The organism is Photobacterium panuliri (assembly GCF_059920555.1).
In genome coordinates this window covers 1012640-1029341 of the sequence record NZ_CP197193.1, presented here as the reverse complement: position 1 = coordinate 1029341, position 16702 = coordinate 1012640, and the positions used below count along the sequence as shown (strand labels likewise).

Sequence of the window (16702 nt, the reverse complement as noted above, 5' to 3'; positions counted from 1 at the left end):
CTTGCAATTAGCGCTCCTATTATGCCCACATCTAGTAGGTTTTTATGTAATGTATGCTAACGATTTTCCTTCGTGTATTGCTGTTGATGATAAGTTTAGGATTGAGTGGAATTAGCCACGCTAATCCTGAACCGGCGGTGTATGCAGGAAATTTAGCAACGGTTGCTGTGCAAATGGCCATTGTCGACAATGGTTCTGGCATGTCGTTGGCTGATAGCACTTCTGCACAAATGTCACCAGCCTATACTCAGCATATTGGTGAATCCTCCCCGTTTGATGTTTTCTTTGCCGCAAGCCATGATTCACCGCAGTCTGAGCCTGATAGCAGCCAGTTTGTTAAGCTGTGGCATAGCGAGTGCAAACTGGAAGACCATTATTCGGGCGATGGTTACCCGCTTAACGAAACAACGGGCAATCAACATTCTTCTGATAGCCGGAGCCTTGATCCCGCTATCAGTGCCTCCTCGCGTATGGCAAATCTGTTGCGCCATGAACAAGAAGAGGGCGATCCGCTTTACCAGTTGGCGATAGAATTGCCAATTGAACCTGCACCGAGTATGACTATCGGTTACCGGGTTGATTTCCACCCTTCCCAAGATTGGGTTCTTCAGGCCAATACCTCTCGCGGGCGTATTGCTGGCTGGAAGGACAGCAATCGCTTGTATACCTTCAAACATCACCGTTCTCTGCACGTTTAATTTATTGCATTAGGGCATAGCCCTTAATTTAAAGCGATGTCTGCTGCGGGTACCCGTAAGCAGAATACGAGATATGTACGTTCTAGTGCCGATGGCAACTAGAATGCAACTGCAGCTTTTTATCTATCGGTGCAGTTGGATTAAACGGCGAATATTTAAATGAGAAAACAGAGCAATCACCGGTTAATGAACCATTATCCGGCATGGAAGTACGTGGTGCTTGTGGTGTCTATTTTGATTATGGCACTGAGCGCAATTCCTACCTGGTACGGCGAAAATGCGGCAGTCCAAATTTCCAACAAAGGTGCCCCCGTTCCGGATATGGTGACCATCAAGCAGGATCTTGAAGGGCACGGCATTGCGGTTAAGCGCATCGATCAAGAAACGAATAAAACGATTGTCGTGCTTGACGATGAGGCCATGCAGAACAAGGCGCGCATTGTTCTTGGTGATTTGATGGGCACTGGCAGTGACAAGCAACTGACTTTGGCGATGACTCCCGCCGCTCCGGCGTGGCTGCAAGACATGGGTTTCGAACCGATTAAGCTTGGCCTCGATCTTCGTGGTGGTGTTCAGTTCCTGCTTGATGTTGATGTGGATCAGGTCTTTCAGGCTCAAACCAATCAGTTAAGTGATGAACTACGCCAGCAGATGCGTAAAGATGGCATCCGCAACGGTCGGGTTGAGGTTGACGGCACAGACAAGCTGGTTATTCGTCTACCAAATGACGAGGCAAATGGCCAGTTGCGCCACTTTGTTCGCCAAAGCTACCCGCAGTGGCAGGCAACAAATGGTTCGGGCAGCAACCTAGAGTTGGTGATGAAAGAAGATGAGAAGCAACAACTTCGTAATCTTACCGTTCAGCAAAACCTGCAAACGATGCGCAGCCGTATCGAAGAGCTGGGTATTACCGAAGCCTTGGTTCAGCGTCAGGGTGAAAACCGTATCCGTATTGAATTGCCTGGTGTACAGGATCCAGCGGCGGCCAAAAACGTTATCGGTGCAACAGCAAGCTTGGCATTCTACCCAGTGCGTGAATTGGGCAGCGGCAGCACTATGGTTCTGCCGGACGAGCAGGGCCGTGATGTCCGTGTTGCGCGCAAGCCAATTTTGGGCGGTGACCACATTGTTGATGCCCGTGCGAGCTTTGGCGAAATGGGCATGCCAGAAGTAAATATTACCCTGGATAGCTCTGGCGGTAAGATCATGTCTGATTTCTCTGGCCATAACATCGGTAAGCCGATGGCGACTGCCTTTAGCGAATACAGCCGAGATTCACGCGGTAAAGCGGTTCAGACCAGCAAGATTATCAGTGTGGCTACCATTCAGAGCCAGCTTGGTAACCGCTTCCGTATTACCGGTGCGGGTTCGATTGAAGATGCTCAGGAGCTTGCATTGTTGCTTCGTGCGGGTTCATTGACTGCACCTGTAACTATTGTTGAAGAACGCACCATTGGCCCTACTTTGGGTGCTGAGAATATCCAAAATGGTTTCGCTGCATTGGCCTTGGGTATGGGTATGACGCTGTTGTTCATGGCGTTCTGGTACCGTCGCTTGGGTTGGGTAGCGAACGTCGCGTTGATTTGTAACATGATCATGCTGTTCGGCCTGTTGGCGATGATCCCTGGTGCGGTACTGACCCTGCCGGGCATCGCGGGCTTGGTACTAACGGTAGGTATGGCCGTTGATACCAACGTGCTTATTTTCGAACGTATCCGCGACAAACTCAGCGAAGGTCGCAGTTTTGCCCAAGCCATTGACCGTGGCTTTAGCAGTGCGATAAGTACTATTTTCGATGCAAACTTCACCACAATGATCACCGCTGTTGTGCTTTACGCCATCGGTAACGGTCCGATTCAGGGCTTCGCTCTGACATTGGGATTGGGTCTTCTGACCAGTATGTTTACCGGTATTTTTGCATCCCGAGCCATTATCAATTTGGTTTGGGGTCGTGATTCACGTCGTGAGGTGAGAATTTAATTATGTTGATTACAATGAAGAACGCGACCAAGTGGCGCTATTTTACCAGCGTGGTGTCTGTGACGCTGATGCTGCTTTCTATTGGTGCCTTGGCGGTAAAGGGACTGAACTGGGGATTGGATTTCACCGGCGGCATTGTTACAGAGGTACAACTGTCGCCTTCTGTAACTAGCCACCAGCTTGATGCCCAACTTGATAAAGCGTTAGGCCAAGATGTCTCTGTCATTACTGCGGGTGAACCAGGTCGCTGGGTATTGCGCTACGCTATTCCGAATCAAGGTACAGCACCTGATATCGCTAATGCACTGGCTGATATCGGTAGTAAGGTTAATGTATTGAATACCAGCATTGTTGGTCCGCAGGTCGGTCAGGAATTGGCAGAGCAAGGCGGTTTGGCACTGTTGATTGCCGTTTTGTGTATTTTGGGCTATCTGAGCTACCGCTTTGAGTGGCGTTTGGCATCAGGCTCTGTGTTTGCATTGGCGCACGACGTAATTTTCGTATTGGGCTTCTTTGCGTTGACACAAATGGAGTTCAACCTAACTGTATTGGCGGCCGTATTGGCGATTCTGGGCTACTCGCTCAATGACTCAATCATTATTGCCGACCGTATCCGGGAAATTTTGATTGCCAAGCCGAACAAGCCGATTCAGGAAGTGAACAACGAGGCGATTGCGGCTACGTTCTCTCGTACTATGGTGACATCCGGTACAACTCTGATCACTGTCGGTGCGCTATGGTTGCTTGGTGGTGGCCCACTAGAAGGTTTTTCTATTGCGATGTTCATCGGTATCATGACCGGTACATGGTCATCCATTTCAGTGGGTACGGTATTGCCGGAGCTGTTCCATTTGAACGGCGAGCACTACATGCTGAAGCCGGTGACTGAAGAGCCATAATGGCCAAGTGCTAAATGATTTGAGCATTTGAAAAGGGTGAGGATTTCCTCGCCCTTTTTATTTGGTTGGAAAAAGCTCTCGTGTGCCGCTGTTGTCCGTGCGGTATGTTGTATTTGTTGACCGCTATAGCAAATAGAGGGATTGCCCACCTGACGAGGTCATGGCTATCCATTGCCTGATTATCTGTGTTACTTTCTTGTTATGGAATGGCTCTGAGTATGGTATCAGGGCGAAGGACAAGGAAATGAGATAAGCATGGCCAAGAAAGCATTAGAAACTCAAATTATCACCGCGGGTCGCTCTGCGAAATGGACCCAGTCTTTGGTTAATCCACCGGTTAGCCGTGCTTCCACGGTTGTTTTCGATTCTGTTGAGTCGATGAAGAAAGCGACGGCTAACCGTGCCAATAAAACCCTCTTCTATGGCCGTCGTGGCACCAATACACATTTTGCATTTCAAGACGCAATGGTTGAGCTTGAAGGCGGGGTCGGCTGCGCGCTGTACCCCTGCGGCACGGCCGCAATCACGAATGCAATTCTGTCGTTTGTTAAAGCGGGTGATCACCTGTTGATGGTGGATGGGGCTTACGAGCCTACCCGTGATTTCTGTGACAAGGTATTGGCAAAAATGGGGGTGGAAACGACCTATTACGATCCCATGCTCGGAGAGGGGATCCGGGATTTGATTAAGCCCAATACGACAGTGATTTTTATGGAATCGCCTTGTTCTATTACGATGGAAGTGCAAGATGTGCCTACGCTATCGCGTATTGCGCACGAGCATGATTTGGTCGTGATGCTGGATAATACCTGGGCATCGCCGATCAACTTCCAGCCTTTTGATCATGGGGTGGATATCTCTATTCAGGCTGCGACCAAATATATTGTCGGTCATTCCGATGTAATGCTGGGGACGGCCGTTGCGAATGAACGCTGCTGGGATCAACTGCGAGAGCACAGTTACCTAATGGGGCAGTGCACCTCTCCTGATGACGTATATCTGGCGATGCGAGGGCTCAGGACATTAGGCGTGCGCCTGAAACAGCATGAGGAGAATACCCTGAAGGTTGCACGGTGGCTTGCTGAGCGTCCGGAAGTGGATCATGTGAGGCATCCGGCATTTCCTGATTGTGATGGACATGAGTTTTTCCTGCGTGACTTTAAGGGAAGTAGTGGGCTGTTTTCTGTTGTGCTTAACCGAGGTAATGCGGAGGCGCTTACGGCATTGCTTGATGGGATGGAGCATTTCAGCATGGGTTATTCGTGGGGGGGATTTGAAAGTCTGATATTAGCCAACGAAAACATTAATCGGCTCAGAACCGCCAAAAAACACGATTTTGCCGGCCCAATGTTGCGCTTGCACATTGGCTTGGAGAACGTGGATGATCTAATTCGTGATCTCGAGGCTGGCTTTGAGCGGCTGAATGTTGTTTTGGCCCAGCAATAATTGCCTATAGCCATCCTCGTTAGATCTGCGACTTCTGCTTGAAGGCCTTCCTATAAGAACGGTGTGCCGATTTCATGACCGAGCTGGCTTAAGAAAGCTTTCATGTAGTCGGTACGCTGGTTGGCCTCTTGCCGAGCGGCGTCGGTATTCATGGTATCGGTGAGAGTAAACAGCTTGGTAAAGAAGTGATCGATGCAATATTGCTTCTCATCTAGCTCACGCACGTTGGCAAAAGGCTCGTCCGCACAATATAGCTCAGCATTAAATTGCGTGCTGACTTGGATACAGCGTGCGATACCAATGGCTCCGAGGGCATCAATACGGTCTGCATCTTGAACGATCGCTGCCTCGAGGCTTTCGACAGGGATCTCTGCGCTATAACTGTGTGCGCAGATAGCGTGGTGGATGGCTTTTAGGTATTGCTCTGGGTAGTTAATGGATGTCAGAAATGTGATGGCATGATCCGCGGCAAGGGTTGAGGCGAGGTGGCGTTGGGGATGATTTTTGGCAACCGTAACGCAGTCATGTAGCCAGGCGGCTGGGATGACAATGCCAAGCTCGGCCTGTTCCTGACGTGCAAATTGCTTAGCGGCGGTTACAACCCGGCGAAGATGTTGGATGTCATGTGCTTTGTCTGCCTGTGGTTGTTGCTTGATAAATGCGGCACACTGAAGTTCTAGTTGTTGCAGGTTGATATTTGTCATTGGTTTATACTCATGATACATGCGTGCCAATCATAATGAGGGTGTAATGAAAAAGACAGCGTATCTCTGCATAGTGATCGGTTTTGGGATGCTTATGGCAGGTTGCAGTAGCAGCGAATGGGAGGATTACCAATTGTTTCCCGATCCCTATGAATACGATGTAAAGTACAACAGCATTTACCATTATGGTTACAATCAGGGTTGCGAAAGTGCGCTGTATGCCAAAGGCGTAGCTAACACGCAGTCACGTACTGATTCTGTTTTGGCCGGAAGTCAAACACGTTTTGATGAAGGTTGGCGAGAAGGCAACCAAGCGTGCAAGAATGGGTTGAGGGTCGTCATGCCTACATCGTTGATCAATGGTTCATCGCCCTATCCGAATAGCATTGCTACAGAGCTCACGGAGGGGGAATCATCCAGTTCCCAGTACTTGCCGCAGTGAGTTGTCTTGGATAAGTCATTGATGGCCTGATTGTTCAACAGTAATAAAAACAGACCCGATGGGGTCTGTTTTTAACTAAGTGCCTAGTTGCGATATTCAATTAACCTAGCCGGGTCATCTTGCTATCGTTCGCTGTTATGGCAAATGTCACTTAGTGGGTCGGTCTTGTCAATTGTTGGATCTGTCCGTTGGCAAACGAGACAGGCACGGCAGCATGTACTTCAGGAAGCAATAGGTAGGCTTCTTGCTCTGCATCGTTAACCACTTCTACAACAATTTGTAGGTGCTTACGTAATGCTTTTTGCAAGCCTGGAGTACGAATTTTTTTCCCTTGGGTGCCAAACTGACTATATTGACCTTTACTGGAATAAACCCAGATATTGAAGGGGTTCTCTCCATTTTCGAGCTGATCGATAAAATCGTCGATGTGTCTCATAAAAGTCCTTTTATTATATCAATACAAATCATATTGATTGTTCTATTATGGAACTAAGGCCATATATTTCAATTTAAGTAATGATGAACATATTCAAGATGTGAACTGTGTAACATTGTGTTGAAAATATAAGCACCTTATTTCTCTAGCTTAATTAATTACCTATCAATCAATGAGCATTTTGATTGATGGGTGTACGGTAATTCCTTTTTGATATAATCTCAATATCCAAATTGTTAAAGTTTGAGTACGATCATTTGGTTTAATTTACAATGAGATAGGTTGTATATGGGCCTTATTGTGCGTCGCGAAGCGAATAATCGCTTTATCATGTGGAGGAATTTTTAGGTGGGAAATATTTGTGCTTGGGCGATGAAACATGACATAGAAAGAATTTATCATGATAATGAGTGGGGGCGTCCTAATTTTGACGATAAATATTTGTTTGAGTTCATAACATTAGAAGGGGCACAAGCAGGATTAAGCTGGTATACAATATTAAAACGTCGAGAATCTTATAAAAAAGCATTTAATGGCTATGATTTAGATATTTTATCGAGCTTTGGAATAGAAAGGGTAGATGAAATAGTTGATCAGTTTGATGTAATTAAACATCGGGGGAAAATCGAGTCGGTTTTTAGCAATGCCAAGGCTGCGAAAGCATTGGTTGAAGAATATGGTAGTCTGGCTAATGCATTATGGCAGTTTGTTGATCATCAGCCGGTCATCAATCAACGACAAGTGATGGCTGAGATCCCAACGTCTACCGAGCAGTCAAAAGCCATGAGCCGTTTTTTGAAAAAGAAAGGGTTCAAATTTGTTGGGGAAACCATCTGCTACGCATTTATGCAAGCTGTGGGGATGGTTAATGATCATCTCGTTGATTGCCCTTATTATCATATGGCAAATAAGGACAAGCGAGTGGATAGCTAATGCCAGTCAAGCAAACGTCATTCAAGATGTCTGTTGAGGGAGCGGTTGCTGGCATAAACGCGCTTATTGATAGTGTTTGGGTATAGTGAATAGTCATAAGCCTATGATATTCTGGAAGGCTGTATCTTCGTTAAATCTAAACGCTACTAAGAAAACGATATGTCTGATAATCCTATCAAAGTTATATACCGAGCGACGTGGGTAGGTTCTATTGCCAACGTGATTCTCGCTGTTTTGAAAATCACGGTTGGTAAGATTACCGGTAGCCAGGCTCTCGTTGCCGATGGTGTCCACAGTTTTTCGGATCTCATCACTGATACTGCTATCTTGATTGGCTCTCGTTATTGGACTGCCCCTGCAGATAAAGAGCATCCGTATGGGCATGGGCGTTTTGAAACGTTGACCAATATTTTTATCGGGGTGCTTTTGGCTTTGGTCGGTATAGGTCTTGGTTGGGATGCAGTGAGCGCCTTGGGGCATGAGGAGTCGACTCCGCCAAGTATGCTGGCATTCTGGGCTGCAATGGCATCCATCATAGTAAAAGAAGTGCTGTATCGTTGGACCATCGTTCAGGCGAAGCTCATCAAAAGCCGTTCTCTTCACGCTAATGCATGGCATCACCGTTCGGATGCCTTGAGCTCATTACCCGTTGCTGTTGCTGTGATTGCCAACATTTTTATTCCAGATCTAAATTATCTTGATCAGGTTGCTGCCTTGATCGTTACGGCGATGATTCTGAAAGCGGCGTTTGAGATTCTGTGGCCAGCGATCAATGAATTGACCGATGCCGAGGCTGATAGTGAACTGAATGATAAAATTCTGCACTATGCAGAGCAGGATCCGGATATCCGTGAAGTGCACGCGATACGCAATCGTCGTACGGGCAGCAGTATTTTGCTTGATTTTCATATGCTTGTTGATCCAACCCTAAACGTAGAAGCTGCGCATACAATTAGTGAGAATTTTAAATCTCATTTGTTGAAAGAGCTGGATGAGGTTGTTGATGTGATTATCCATATCGAGCCTTACACCTGTGCTGAGCGGGTAGTTAATCCTTGCTGCGAGAATAAGGACTGTCAGTAAGTCTTGGTTCAGTTATCTGTCATAGCATTGGGTGGTGCAGGACGTCTTATCGTTCAGTAGACACCACAGTTCTTAATATAGCCGCTGCTGAGTAACTCAGTGGCGGTTTTGTGTTCTTTGAACCGCGGTTAATCACGGCGGTCACTTCATCATCTAATTCCTTCAGTTGTATTTTTAGGTTAATTCATGGCTATTTTTCGTTTTCGTTACTGGGTGACAGCTGTTTTGCTGTGCCTTGTCTCCGGCTGCTCTTTGCTTGAAGTTAAAATAGACAGCCAGACAGTGCCCTTGACCAAACAAGAGCTCAATATGCGAATAATGACACGCGAGTATGCGCAACAGTTTTTCGCTCAGGTCGAGCAGGCTGCCGATGTGCTGCATAGCCGTTATCCTGCGCGAGACAGTATCAATCAATCCTATGTGTTGTTGTGGAAAATCAATGCCGAGGAGGGACTGCAGTCGGCAGCATATCAGGTATCCCCAATGGCCTCGTTAATTGATACTTGGGTTTTCGCAAAACAGATGGCGCAGTTTTACACCGATGGTGCAGGCAAGGCGTTGTTTGTGAGCTCTGAGGCTCAAGCGGTCTCGCAGCATTTAGCGAAAGAGGTGGAAAAATTAGCACAAACATTGTTAAAAAAATCGGTGTTTGAGCAGAGCAAACATTTTGTCGAGACTTTTGTTGCCCAATACCCATTTGCGGATCTCAGTATGATCCGTACACCAGCCTATCGGGCTTGGTTGACGGCCAACCAAATCAATGCAGAAGAGGCTGTGACGACATTGGGTACCATGCCTGAGGCTATCGGCGATGTGTCGGATCGACTTAGTTTGGTGTCGGAGCAGACCCCAAAGATCATGACCTGGAAAGCCCAACTGTTGGCGCTTAATAGTACCGCTAGCATCGAACAGGTTAATGTCGCATTGAACAGCTTGAAAGCCTCTTCCGATGCGTTTAAAGACTTTATCGATAATAATCCAGAGTACATGCGTCAGCTTGCGGAACAAATGGCGGTGGAGCTACAGCCGTTGGTCAATGATATTGATAGCAAGGCCGAGCAGCGTCTCGTGCAGCTAAGTGTTGAACGCCAAGCACTGGAAGCAATGGTCGCACGGGAGCGCCAAGAAATCGCGTTGATTGTGAGTCAGGAGCGTGCGCAGTTTACGCAAGATATCAATAAGGCGTCACAGGAAGTGGTTGATCTTGCGATGACGAAGCTGATCGAGTTGATCAAAAGTACCATCTTGTACTTCGTGTTGTTTATCGTGGTGATTTTCTTCGCGCCGTTGGGGCTGGGGTATATGTTGGGCAAGCGCTCTGCTGTACGAGCCTCTGCCGGCTAACATTCGTGAGCTAATCCATATGGATTTGTTATAAAGAGCAAAGGGGTGTATGCCCCTTTTTTATGTGCGCATTAGTTGCGATAAAGTGCTTTGGTTTAGATAAAAATGAATTGTCTCAGTAGTGAGATAGTCAATAAATGTACCTTATGGCTATGATTTTCATAACACTGCACGTGAGGAACTCGCCATGCCATTGTTGACGATAAAATCATTGCCTTTTGCCCAAGAGGTTAATATCCCGGTCACATTGGGTGAGTTGTCAAAGCAACTTGCCAACAAGTGCGCTATTCCGCTCAATCATGTGATGGTGGCTTGGGAATACCTGCCTCCCAATCATTTTGCTCACAATGGTCAGGTGGCAAACTGCCAGCCGCAAAATTCCCATCCCATTGTCGTGCATTTAGTGGCACCAAATTTTAATACCGAAGAGCAAATTTCTGAGATGCTTGAGGTGATAGCATCCAGTCTGGCAGAGCAATTACCCATAGCTAAAAGCAATATTTTTATTACCTTCTCCCCAGCTTATAGCGATGGTGTGTATGACGAAGGGCACGTCGTTGAGTGGGAGTAATCGGTGCATTTTCCATGTTCGAGTCCCTTCGCCAACAAGCAAAATAAAACCCACCTTAATATTCAGTGAGGTGGTTTTTTATTTCGTGGCGGCCTATTTCATAAGTTGTCGTGCAATTGACGAAATACAACGTTGCGCTGTAAGGCTCACGCCAGATAGTTGATAGAATCCGTGGATCACACCTAAGTACCGTTCACAGTAAGCATCAACGCCATGTGCAAGCAATGAACGGTAAAGTTGCTCACCTTCATCGCGGAGTGGATCAAATTCTGCTGTGATAATGGTGGTGGTTGGTAATTTGCTGAAATCAGCACTTAATATATCTAATTCTGGGTGGCGTTTGATGTCCATGCCATCAGGGATATACATCTCAAAGCCAGACAACAGCATGCCTGCGGTGATGATGTAGTCTGTGCCGTTTTGCTGGTAGCTTTCAGATGCCCCGTGAGGATCCAACATTGGATAAATTAAAACTTGCTGTTGTGGTAACCAGGATTGATGCTGTTTTAAGTGCAGTGTGGTCGCAAGCGCTAGCTGGCCACCCGCACTGTCACCCACAAAGGCTATTTGTTCGGTATTGCCGCCGTATTTTTGTCCTTGCGCTTTGATGCTCAATACCGCTTGATAAACATCATCATGAGCGGCAGGGTACACATGTTCCGGTGCTAGTCGATATTGGATGCACACCACCAGCGTGTTGGACTGGTGCGCGAGGCTGCGAAGCTGGGCATCGTGTGTTTCAAAGCCGCCACTGATAAAGCAGCCACCATGAAAATAGACCGTGATAGGTAAAAGAGTATCCGTGCTAGGCTTGTATACCTTAATGGTGATGCCATCTAGCTCATCGACAAATTCTTCTACCATGCTTGGACTACTGCCTGCTAATACTGTACTGCCAATATATCCGGCACGTCGGTCAGCAATATTCTGCGTTGATGGACAAGGTTTGCCATTGGCAATGAAACCTTCGACTAAAGGGCGAATACCTGCTTCTAAGTGATTGATCATTTTGTTGCTCTAAGGAATATTTATACGCCGCGTAGGGTATAGCAACAGTAAACCTTGTATATAAACACAGTACAAAAGTGTGATGTCTGTAATGATGAACACATCAATCCTCAAGCATTCTAAGGAAAGTGACTTTACAGGGTTATGCCGTGCTTAATCCTACCTAACGTACTATTCAATATTGTTCTGCAGAGTATTCAAAAATAACCTGCGCCATCAAATTTGATGCTTTGATTTTCCAATGATGTATTGCATCCAAGCGTGGCACTGTATGTGGAAGAGCACCAAGCCATATACGCTAAGCAGTAAGGCAAGAAAGTGAAAGTCAGTGTAAAGTCGACACAGGACACTCCCTATCATCAGTGTCGTCATGGTACGGGTGAATTTTGGTTGTGGATCAAACCGCATTGTAGGCCAATACATCATAAATTTGGCGGTAAAAAGTATGTATACGATATCATTAACAACGTCCATGTTGCCTCCATAAAATCGAATATCCTTATCCTTTTACTATATATCGCAATGGGGTATTAGAGATGGGTATGCAGTTGAGGTTTGGCTGCTTTTTTGTACAGCTGCGATAGGGGTCATCTTGTGGTAAGCAACCATACTGAAGCGTTTACATTCATTGCTATAATTGGTCTCTACGTTTTCTTTATGGTCTTGTTACCGACAGCTTTATACAAGTCAGTGCTTCATGCTTCATGGCTGGGTCAGTACCTGCGTTTTGTATGCTAAGGTTGAAATATGACGCTTTGGCGTAACTTATCTGGAACTCTTGCGGTATTTCTATGACAGTTTTATGCCATGCGTCTATTGACGAAGTGATGGGGTGTGGGCAGGTATAGCCGCGGGAGGTGCAATCATGGCAGCACGTGAAGTTAACTTCGATGGCTTGGTTGGCCCTACCCATAACTACAGCGGGTTGTCGCAGGGAAATGTGGCCTCGCTGAATAGTCAATTTACCCCATCAAACCCCAAGCAGGCTGCAAAGCAGGGACTGCATAAAATGATGGCGTTGGCTGAGTTGGGGATGGAGCAGGGTGTGTTGGCACCCCAGGAGCGGCCAGATATGGCTACTTTGCGCCAACTGGGGTTTAGTGGCTCAGATAGTTCTGTTTTAACCGCGGCCGCAAGACAAGCGCCGCATATTCTGGCGGCATGTTGCTCGGCCTCAAGCATGTGGGCGGCCAATGCCGCTACGGTGTCACCTTCGGCGGACACGGCTGACGGGAAGGTGCATTTTACGCCAGCCAATTTGGTCAGCAAATTTCACCGTTCTTTGGAGCATATAGTGACGGGGCGGATTTTGCAGGCCACCTTTCCTGACCCGCGTTATTTTGTTCATCATCAAGCGTTGCCCCGCAGTGAGTATTTTGCTGATGAAGGCGCTGCCAATCATACGCGATTTTGCCGGGATTATGGCGAGAAAGGCGTCGAATTTTTTGTTTTTGGTCGAGATACGTTTGATTTGCAAGTCCGCCGACCTGATCGTTATCCCGCGAGGCAGACAAAGGCGGCGTGTGAAGCGCTGGTGCGGTTGCATCAGCTTGAGAATCATCATGTTGTGATTGCCCGGCAGAATCCGGCTGTGATTGATCGCGGGGTGTTTCATAACGATGTGATTGCGGTGGGCAATCGGGATCTTCTTTTTTGTCACCAAGAGGCGTTTGAGGAGCAGGGTACAGTGTACAAGGCACTCTCTGACAAGTTCGACGGTAAGCTCAATATTATTGAGGTCCCCAGCCACTTGGTGAGTGTTGATGATGCCGTATCAAGCTACTTGTTTAATTCGCAGTTATTAACCTTGCCTGATGGAGAGGTGATGCTGGTCATCCCGCAGGAATGCCGCGAGCATAAGAAGGTATGGGATTATATTGAGGGGTTGTGTGATAGCGGACAAGGGATTGATCAAGTTCGTGTTTTTGATTTGAAACAGAGTATGGCAAACGGCGGAGGCCCTGCCTGTCTGCGGTTGCGCGTTGTTCTGAACGACTTGGAATTGGCGGCAGTTAATCCAGCAACATTATTGACTCGAACGTTATATACCCAACTCAACAATTGGGTCGATCGCCATTACCGCGATAGACTGGCATGGGATGATTTGGCCGATCCCATGCTGTTGTTTGAGTCGAGAACCGCCTTGGATGAACTTACCCAAATTTTGCAGCTTGGCTCTGTCTATCCGTTTCAAATGGAGTAGCTAGGTATAAATCGGTACTGACACAAAATTTTCGATTGCTTGATACGCCTTGTAGCAGCATAGCGGGTTGAGATCTTCTAAGTTGAGAAAGGCATGGAGGGTATCGGGCAGGTGCAGTGAGCAGCAGGGGATTTGCCGGTCGCGTAGTTTATCGGCATACATCAACCCCTCGTCTTGAAGCGGGTCAAAACCGGCCGTGATAATCAGTGTTGGGGGATGGTTTTCGTCGATTGCCTGCCATAGTGGCGAGGCATTGTGCCGCACGTCGGGCGCATACGTTTGAAAATATTGGTCGAAATACCAGCTCATCTTGTCTGCTTCCAGAAGGTAATTTTTGCCGAATATGGCGATGGATTGGCTGCGGAAGGTGTAGTCGAGGCTGGGGTAGATCATGATCAGTTTATTGATAGTGGGGAACAGACAGCGCTGAGTCAGTGTGGCTGCTAATGCACCTCCGGCTGAGTCCCCGACAAGGATCAGTTGTTTGAGATAGGGGATCTGGAGGTTATCCAGCAAGCTCCAGATATTGTCGAGGGCGTGTTGGCAGTCATCAAGGCCCGCAGGGTATGGATGCTCCGGGGCAAGGCGGTAATCAATGCTGACAAGGGTATGGCAGGTATGAAAAGCGATGCGCCGAGCAATCGGATCATATACATCGTTGCCGCCGCACATGTGTCCGCCGCCATGCAGAAATAGGATAACCGGACGGGGCTCGTCAGGGGCTGGTTGATAGATGCGGCAAGGAACTGCATTTTGGTTACCGTTGCCAGCAATGGCTGACGAGGTGACATGTGAGATCAGGTAGTGATTAGTGGTGAATTTGGCCGTGATCAGAGCTAAGCCTTCCCTTGCCTGTTCAGGGGTTGGATGAATGCCTTGGGCTCGGGAGAGGGCCAGCGTAGAATTAAATTGGGCTAGCCATAGGTTTAGTGCGTTGGGAAGAGAGATCATGTGTGCTTCCTAATCTTTTTTGTTGTTTTTGTCTTTTTTGCTCTTCTAGTTCCGGCACGCGAAGGATCAGGTACTCTTTAAAATTGGCACAGCGAGCAGGCATATATTTGCGTGGCTTGAAATAGAGGTTCAGTTCAAATTCGCTGCTGATATAGTCTTCTAATACAGGGACTAATCGTTGGTGCTGAATATCAGTGGCAATGAGACTAAAAGGCAGATAAGCGATCCCACCCCCTGCTAGCGCGATTTTCTTGAGGATCTCACTGTCATCGGCCTCAACGGTCTGTGCGATTTCAATGGAGCTGTATTCGCCGTTAAATTCGAAAATCCACCGGTTGCCGCCTACTAAAGTTGTGGCATACAAACATTGATGTTGCAAAAGATCATCGGGCACATTGGGTATGCCGTGGTGTTCGATGTACTCGGGTGAACAACATGCCATCAGTGGCTCTTTGAGTAATGTCCGCTTGACCAGTAGGCTGTCTTTTTCCTGAAAACCCCGGTAGGTGGCGTTGGCACGAATGGCGAAGTCAACATCATGGACATGATCCACTTCGAAGGCGGTTTCTAAAACCACAAAGTTGATAGACGGGTGGATTTGGACATATTCACCGATAATCTGGCTGAGGTAATGTTTGGCAAACAAAGGGGTACAGGCGATTTTTATAGTGCCGCGATCTTCATTGCTCATATTTTGTATTTCATTGAATACATCATTGATTTGAGCATGAATAAGAGAAAAGCGCTCGTAGAGACGCAGCCCAGCTTGGGTTGGGGTTACTTTTCGGGTGGTACGTTTAAGAAGGTTAACCCCCATTTTTTCTTCAAGCTCGTTAAGCCAGCGGCTAGCAGCAGAGGCTGAGATATTATTGAGTTTAGCGGCTTCACTGATTGAACCTGTTTTTACAACATGTAAAAACAGAACGACTTTATCGAGCATTCCCTGTCCCTGATAGTGTCCTTATCATTTATCCTGTTATAGCAAAACCGCCGAATTATGACTAAGGTAAACTCATCATTTTGCGGGATTTTATGCAAAAATAAAGTGAAGTTGATCGACGAATTGCATTGGAAATTGCGCTGAATCTGCAAAGGTGATTTTCGTAAATGGGGGTAATCGATTTAGTACGAATATTCTAAACTGGTATGGAAAATAAGGTTATTCATGCGCTTGAGTGGAGCTCAATCGCCATAGCTGATTATTGGAATGTTTTGGTTTAATTTAAGGGAATACTGCAATGATGTTGAATAATAAGGTTTGTATCGTGACTGGTGGGGCGCAAGGTATTGGTCGCTGTATTGTAGAAACCTTTGCAAATAATGATGCATTACAAGTTTATGCATGTGATATGAATGCCTCCGCAATGAATGAACTTTCTGCGAAATATCCGAATGTTGTTGCTGTGGAACTTAATGTGTGTGATCGCGCTGCTATCGCTCAGTTTGTTGAAACGGTAAAAGAAGCACACGGTCATATCGATGTGCTTGTAAATAATGCCGGTATTACCCGAGATAATTTGCTTGAAAGAATGAGCGAAGAAGACTGGGACTTCGTTAACGACGTCAACCTCAAGGGCGTGTTTAATATGACTCAGGCTATCGCGCCTTTCATGGTAGAAAAGGGTGCGGGCTCTATTATTACAATGTCGTCTGTTGTGGGCACCGACGGTAATATCGGTCAGTCGAACTATGCGGCGACAAAAGGTGGCGTAATTGCCATGACGAAGAGCTGGGCTAAAGAGCTTTCTCGCAAAGGCGCACAGGTACGTGCTAACTGTATCGCCCCTGGCTTCATTGAAACCCCAATGACCGTTGATTTACCTGAAAAAGTATTGGATGCAATGAAATCGAAAACCCCACTGGGTCGTATGGGTAAACCGGAAGATATTGCCAATGGTGCATTGTTCCTTGCCAGCGACCACTCATCGTTCATTACTGGCCAGACACTGAAAATTGACGGCGGTTTGGTCATTTAAACATATTGTTCGCTGCTGATTAGCGACC

General features: G+C 47.0%; 16 protein-coding genes. 11 read left to right on the top strand and 5 right to left on the bottom strand.

The window, feature by feature from the left end; genetic code table 11:
• The first annotated feature begins 53 nt into the window (after window positions 1–53).
• The 4 genes from ACSF8X_RS20950 to ACSF8X_RS20935 all read left to right on the top strand — a co-directional run bounded on the left by ACSF8X_RS20950 (window position 54) and on the right by ACSF8X_RS20935 (window position 5023).
• Window positions 54–698 carry a hypothetical protein gene (locus ACSF8X_RS20950; protein WP_500851322.1) on the top strand — a complete coding sequence of 215 codons (645 nt, stop codon included), beginning with the start codon at window positions 54–56 and terminating at the stop codon, window positions 696–698.
• A 159-nt stretch (window positions 699–857) separates the two neighbouring features.
• On the top strand, window positions 858–2678 hold the full coding sequence (gene secD / locus ACSF8X_RS20945; protein WP_047880407.1) for a protein translocase subunit SecD: 1821 nt from the start codon (window positions 858–860) through the stop codon (window positions 2676–2678).
• Between the two features lie 2 nt (window positions 2679–2680).
• Entirely contained in the window at window positions 2681–3577 is an 897-nt protein-coding gene (gene secF / locus ACSF8X_RS20940; RefSeq protein ID WP_500851321.1) for a protein translocase subunit SecF, read from the top strand.
• A gap of 255 nt (window positions 3578–3832) precedes the next feature.
• Entirely contained in the window at window positions 3833–5023 is a 1191-nt protein-coding gene (locus ACSF8X_RS20935; protein WP_500851320.1) for a cystathionine beta-lyase, read from the top strand.
• A 50-nt stretch (window positions 5024–5073) separates the two neighbouring features.
• On the opposite strand, the gene ACSF8X_RS20930 is transcribed toward ACSF8X_RS20935, so the two are convergent.
• Window positions 5074–5727, bottom strand: coding sequence for an HD domain-containing protein (locus tag ACSF8X_RS20930; protein ID WP_500851319.1), 654 nt, complete (start codon window positions 5725–5727; stop codon window positions 5074–5076).
• A 46-nt stretch (window positions 5728–5773) separates the two neighbouring features.
• Here ACSF8X_RS20930 and ACSF8X_RS20925 point away from each other — a divergent pair, with 46 nt between their 5' ends.
• Window positions 5774–6169 carry a hypothetical protein gene (locus ACSF8X_RS20925; protein ID WP_205626105.1) on the top strand — a complete coding sequence of 132 codons (396 nt, stop codon included), beginning with the start codon at window positions 5774–5776 and terminating at the stop codon, window positions 6167–6169.
• A gap of 151 nt (window positions 6170–6320) precedes the next feature.
• Here ACSF8X_RS20925 and ACSF8X_RS20920 read toward each other — a convergent pair whose 3' ends face one another.
• Complete coding sequence (locus ACSF8X_RS20920; protein WP_500851318.1) at window positions 6321–6605, bottom strand: hypothetical protein; 285 nt, start codon at window positions 6603–6605, stop codon at window positions 6321–6323.
• A 372-nt stretch (window positions 6606–6977) separates the two neighbouring features.
• Between ACSF8X_RS20920 and ACSF8X_RS20915 the strand changes: the two genes are divergently transcribed.
• The 4 genes from ACSF8X_RS20915 (at window position 6978) to ACSF8X_RS20900 (ending at window position 10536) form a co-directional block, all read left to right on the top strand.
• Complete coding sequence (locus tag ACSF8X_RS20915; RefSeq protein ID WP_500852141.1) at window positions 6978–7538, top strand: DNA-3-methyladenine glycosylase I; 561 nt, start codon at window positions 6978–6980, stop codon at window positions 7536–7538.
• A 159-nt stretch (window positions 7539–7697) separates the two neighbouring features.
• A complete protein-coding gene (locus ACSF8X_RS20910) occupies window positions 7698–8621 on the top strand; it encodes a cation diffusion facilitator family transporter (protein WP_047880402.1) in 924 nt (307 codons plus the stop codon).
• A gap of 186 nt (window positions 8622–8807) precedes the next feature.
• Window positions 8808–9965 carry a chemotaxis protein gene (locus ACSF8X_RS20905; protein ID WP_500851317.1) on the top strand — a complete coding sequence of 386 codons (1158 nt, stop codon included), beginning with the start codon at window positions 8808–8810 and terminating at the stop codon, window positions 9963–9965.
• Window positions 9966–10152: 187 nt separating this feature from the next.
• On the top strand, window positions 10153–10536 hold the full coding sequence (locus ACSF8X_RS20900; protein ID WP_500851316.1) for a hypothetical protein: 384 nt from the start codon (window positions 10153–10155) through the stop codon (window positions 10534–10536).
• 93 nt (window positions 10537–10629) lie between these two features.
• On the opposite strand, the gene ACSF8X_RS20895 is transcribed toward ACSF8X_RS20900, so the two are convergent.
• Window positions 10630–11544 carry an alpha/beta hydrolase gene (locus tag ACSF8X_RS20895; protein WP_500851315.1) on the bottom strand — a complete coding sequence of 305 codons (915 nt, stop codon included), beginning with the start codon at window positions 11542–11544 and terminating at the stop codon, window positions 10630–10632.
• An 865-nt stretch (window positions 11545–12409) separates the two neighbouring features.
• Here ACSF8X_RS20895 and astB point away from each other — a divergent pair.
• Window positions 12410–13747: an N-succinylarginine dihydrolase gene (astB, locus tag ACSF8X_RS20890; protein WP_500851314.1), complete on the top strand. Its 1338-nt coding sequence runs from the start codon at window positions 12410–12412 to the stop codon at window positions 13745–13747.
• Here the strand turns inward: astB and ACSF8X_RS20885 are convergent, their stop codons facing one another.
• Window positions 13748–14698 (bottom strand): alpha/beta hydrolase, encoded by a 951-nt coding sequence (locus ACSF8X_RS20885; protein ID WP_047880396.1) that lies wholly within the window; start codon window positions 14696–14698, stop codon window positions 13748–13750.
• Window positions 14652–15638: a LysR family transcriptional regulator gene (locus ACSF8X_RS20880; protein ID WP_047880395.1), complete on the bottom strand. Its 987-nt coding sequence runs from the start codon at window positions 15636–15638 to the stop codon at window positions 14652–14654. Before ACSF8X_RS20880 ends, ACSF8X_RS20885 begins: the two co-directional genes overlap by 47 nt.
• 301 nt (window positions 15639–15939) lie before the next feature.
• Between ACSF8X_RS20880 and ACSF8X_RS20875 the strand changes: the two genes are divergently transcribed.
• Window positions 15940–16674: a beta-ketoacyl-ACP reductase gene (locus ACSF8X_RS20875; RefSeq protein WP_047880433.1), complete on the top strand. Its 735-nt coding sequence runs from the start codon at window positions 15940–15942 to the stop codon at window positions 16672–16674.
• Window positions 16675–16702 lie beyond the last annotated feature (28 nt).

Bases quoted from the DNA above. Each gene is read 5' to 3' on its own strand.
- ACSF8X_RS20950 (WP_500851322.1), top strand. From the start codon at position 54: ATGCTAACGATTTTCCTTCGTGTATTGCTGTTGATGATAAGTTTAGGA.
- secD (WP_047880407.1), top strand. From the start codon at position 858: ATGAGAAAACAGAGCAATCACCGGTTAATGAACCATTATCCGGCATGG.
- secF (WP_500851321.1), top strand. From the start codon at position 2,681: ATGTTGATTACAATGAAGAACGCGACCAAGTGGCGCTATTTTACCAGC.
- ACSF8X_RS20935 (WP_500851320.1), top strand. From the start codon at position 3,833: ATGGCCAAGAAAGCATTAGAAACTCAAATTATCACCGCGGGTCGCTCT.
- ACSF8X_RS20930 (WP_500851319.1), bottom strand. From the start codon at position 5,727: ATGACAAATATCAACCTGCAACAACTAGAACTTCAGTGTGCCGCATTT.
- ACSF8X_RS20925 (WP_205626105.1), top strand. From the start codon at position 5,774: ATGAAAAAGACAGCGTATCTCTGCATAGTGATCGGTTTTGGGATGCTT.
- ACSF8X_RS20920 (WP_500851318.1), bottom strand. From the start codon at position 6,605: ATGAGACACATCGACGATTTTATCGATCAGCTCGAAAATGGAGAGAAC.
- ACSF8X_RS20915 (WP_500852141.1), top strand. From the start codon at position 6,978: ATGAAACATGACATAGAAAGAATTTATCATGATAATGAGTGGGGGCGT.
- ACSF8X_RS20910 (WP_047880402.1), top strand. From the start codon at position 7,698: ATGTCTGATAATCCTATCAAAGTTATATACCGAGCGACGTGGGTAGGT.
- ACSF8X_RS20905 (WP_500851317.1), top strand. From the start codon at position 8,808: ATGGCTATTTTTCGTTTTCGTTACTGGGTGACAGCTGTTTTGCTGTGC.
- ACSF8X_RS20900 (WP_500851316.1), top strand. From the start codon at position 10,153: ATGCCATTGTTGACGATAAAATCATTGCCTTTTGCCCAAGAGGTTAAT.
- ACSF8X_RS20895 (WP_500851315.1), bottom strand. From the start codon at position 11,544: ATGATCAATCACTTAGAAGCAGGTATTCGCCCTTTAGTCGAAGGTTTC.
- astB (WP_500851314.1), top strand. From the start codon at position 12,410: ATGGCAGCACGTGAAGTTAACTTCGATGGCTTGGTTGGCCCTACCCAT.
- ACSF8X_RS20885 (WP_047880396.1), bottom strand. From the start codon at position 14,698: ATGATCTCTCTTCCCAACGCACTAAACCTATGGCTAGCCCAATTTAAT.
- ACSF8X_RS20880 (WP_047880395.1), bottom strand. From the start codon at position 15,638: ATGCTCGATAAAGTCGTTCTGTTTTTACATGTTGTAAAAACAGGTTCA.
- ACSF8X_RS20875 (WP_047880433.1), top strand. From the start codon at position 15,940: ATGTTGAATAATAAGGTTTGTATCGTGACTGGTGGGGCGCAAGGTATT.